This window comes from Streptomyces durbertensis (genome assembly GCF_014156695.1).
Taxonomy (GTDB): Bacteria; Actinomycetota; Actinomycetes; order Streptomycetales; family Streptomycetaceae; genus Streptomyces; species Streptomyces durbertensis.
Map to the genome: position 1 here is coordinate 1 of NZ_WMLF01000575.1, position 2,824 is coordinate 2,824.

Annotated in this window: 4 protein-coding genes; all 4 read right to left on the reverse strand. The window is 70.7% G+C overall.

Going from position 1 to position 2,824, the window contains the following annotated elements; translation table 11 throughout:
• Positions 1–283: translation initiation factor IF-2 N-terminal domain-containing protein (locus tag GL263_RS24565; RefSeq protein WP_182857936.1), on the reverse strand; the 283-nt coding region annotated here is incomplete at its 3' end.
• Between the two features lie 184 nt (positions 284–467).
• Positions 468–764, reverse strand: a complete 297-nt coding sequence (locus GL263_RS24570; RefSeq protein ID WP_182857937.1) for a YlxR family protein — start codon at positions 762–764, stop codon at positions 468–470.
• A gap of 114 nt (positions 765–878) precedes the next feature.
• Positions 879–1,874 carry a transcription termination factor NusA gene (gene nusA, locus GL263_RS24575; protein ID WP_182857938.1) on the reverse strand — a complete coding sequence of 332 codons (996 nt, stop codon included), beginning with the start codon at positions 1,872–1,874 and terminating at the stop codon, positions 879–881.
• A gap of 2 nt (positions 1,875–1,876) precedes the next feature.
• Positions 1,877–2,431 carry a ribosome maturation factor RimP gene (gene rimP / locus GL263_RS24580; RefSeq protein ID WP_182857939.1) on the reverse strand — a complete coding sequence of 185 codons (555 nt, stop codon included), beginning with the start codon at positions 2,429–2,431 and terminating at the stop codon, positions 1,877–1,879.
• Between the last annotated feature and the right edge of the window lie 393 nt (positions 2,432–2,824).

The window sequence follows — 2,824 nt, forward strand, 5'->3', positions numbered from 1 at the left end:
TGTGTATTAGAGACAGGGGCGCGCCGGGCTTGGCGGGGGCACCCGGCTTGGGTGCTCCCGGCTTCGGAGCGGCCTTCTTGGGGGCCGCCGGCTTCGCCGCGGACTTCTTGGTGCCACCGGCACCGCCCGCGCCGAACGCGTCAGTCAGTTTACGAACGACCGGCGCCTCGATTGTCGAGGACGCCGAGCGCACGAACTCTCCCAAGTCTTGGAGCTTGGCCATGACGACCTTGCTTTCGACTCCAAGCTCCTTGGCGAGCTCGTATACCCGGACCTTAGCCACTTCGCTCCTTCTGGTCCGGGGTTGGTCGTCCGCCGGACCGTCGCTACTTGTGCATGGGCGTACTCATCGCGTACTCATCGAGTGCTCATCGCAATCTCGACCTACTTCCGACTCGCGAGGTACCTCGCCGCACGGCGTTCCGCGCGGCTTTCTTACGTTTCTTGCAGGGGCCCGACCGGCCCCTTCACGGTGCACTGCGGGGTGCGTCCCGCACGTGGCTCTCCAGTGTTGCGGTGTCGGGCGACTCGCGGCCTCCCGTCAGACGGAAGGCCCTTCGGAACGCCCGGCGGCGGACCGCCAGCTCGACACAGGCTGGAGTGGCGTGCACATACGCACCCCGGCCGGGCAGCGTACCGCGAGGATCGGGGACGCAGTGTCCTTCGATCATCACCACACGCAGCAGACCGGCCTTGGTCGACCGCTCCCGGCAGCCCACGCACGTTCGCTCTGGGCATACTCGGGCACGCGTCCGGCCAGACACTGGTTAAGTCTACCTCCCCGCGCGGACACCGCTGCTCCCCGGGCCCGGGGAGCCGGCGGTTTCCGCCGTCCGTGGCGGCGGCCCCGCCGCGGGGACCGCCACCGAGAGCCGGCTTCAGCTCTCCTGCGTACCGCCGGACTCGGTGTCCGGACGGATGTCGATGCGCCAGCCGGTGAGCCGGGCGGCCAGTCGGGCGTTCTGGCCCTCCTTGCCGATGGCCAGCGACAGCTGGTAGTCCGGAACGGTGACCCGTGCCGAACGGGCGGCCAGGTCGACGATCTCCACCTTGTTCACCCGGGCGGGCGAGAGCGCGTTGGCCACCAGCTCCGCCGGGTCGTCGGACCAGTCGACGATGTCGATCTTCTCGCCGTTCAGCTCGGCCATCACGTTGCGGACCCGCCCGCCCATCGGGCCGATGCAGGCGCCCTTGGCGTTCAGACCGGAACGGTTGGACCGCACCGCGATCTTCGTGCGGTGGCCCGCCTCGCGGGCGATGGCGGCGATCTCCACGGAACCGTCGTTGATCTCCGGGACCTCCAGGGCGAAGAGCTTCTTCACCAGGTTGGGGTGGGTCCGCGACAGCGTCACCGACGGCCCGCGCACACCCTTGGCGACCCGCACCACGTAGGTGCGCAGCCGGGTGCCGTGGGAGTAGTCCTCACCGGGCACCTGCTCCTGCGTCGGCAGGATCGCCTCCAGCCGGCCGATGTCGACCAGCACGTTCCTCGGGTCCTTGCCCTGCTGCACCATGCCGGCGACGATGTCGCCCTCCCGGCCCGCGTACTCGCCGAAGGTGACCTCCTCCTCGGCGTCCCGCAGGCGCTGCAGGATGACCTGCTTCGCGGTCGTCGCGGCGATCCGACCGAACCCGGACGGGGTGTCGTCGAACTCCCGGGGCTCCTGCCCCTCCTCCAGGTCGGCGGCGTCCTCCTTGGCCCACACGGTCACATGGCCGGTGGCCCGGTCCAGCTCGACCCGGGCGTGCCTGCGGCTGCCCTCGGTCCGGTGGTACGCGATGAGGAGGGCCGACTCGATCGCCTCGACGAGCAGATCGAAGGAGATCTCCTTCTCCCGTACGAGGCCCCGCAGGGCACTCATGTCGATGTCCACGGTTACGCCTCCTCCTCTTCCTTGTTGTCCTTGTTGCCCTTGTTGTCCTCGTCGTCCTTGCTGGACGTGCCGGACGTGTTGTCCTTGCGATTGAACTCGATCTCCACCCGGGCCTTCGCGATCTCCGCGAACTCCAGGCGGCGGGGGGTGGACCTGCGGCCCTTGCCGCCCGGCACCTCGGTGTCCAGACCGTCCTCGTCGACCGCGAGCAGCCTCGTCGTCAGCTCCCCGCCCTCGTGCAGGCGCAGCCACACCAGGCGGCCCTCCGCCCGGCGGAAGTGGCGCGGCTCGGTCAGCGGGCGGTCGGCGCCGGGTGAGGTGACCTCCAGCACGTACGGGGCGCCGCCCATCACGTCGCTGTCGTCGAGCGCGGCGGACGCCGCGCGGCTCAGCTCGGCGCAGGTGTCCAGCTGCACACCCTCGTCGGAGTCGACGACCACCCGCAGCACCCGGCGCTTGCCGGCGGGGGTGACGACGACGTCTTCCAGGTCCAGACCCCGCTCGACGGCCAGGGGTTCCAACAGCCCGCGCAGCCTCTCGATCTGGGTGGTGCTCATCCGGGTGACTCCTCGGCCGCGTGTGCTGTTGTCAGGGAATACGGGAACGTGACGGGTGTGCGGGTGCCGGGTCGACGGTACCGGGCCGCGCCCGCTCGTCGCGCCACACGACGCGACGGGGCGCCGGACACCGGGGCGCCGCCACGAGGAACGGCGTCGTTCCGACACGCGGCGTACAGCCTATCGCCTGCGGCAGGCGGCCCCGACCCGGACGCCCGCACGGGTGCCGGGCCGGGCGCGTCGCCGACGCCGGGCCGACCCACCCGCCGCGCCCGGGTACTCTCACCGGAACGCTGATCACCAGTTCTGGTGCCGCTCACAGCTGCCAATTCCGTCCCCCGACAGGGTGACGCCCGCCTTCGGTCCGTCACCCGCCGCCGCCCCCTTACGTCG

Excerpts from the sequence above, each read along its gene's own strand:
- rimP (WP_182857939.1), bottom strand. The coding sequence starts at position 2,431 with ATGAGCACCACCCAGATCGAGAGGCTGCGCGGGCTGTTGGAACCCCTG.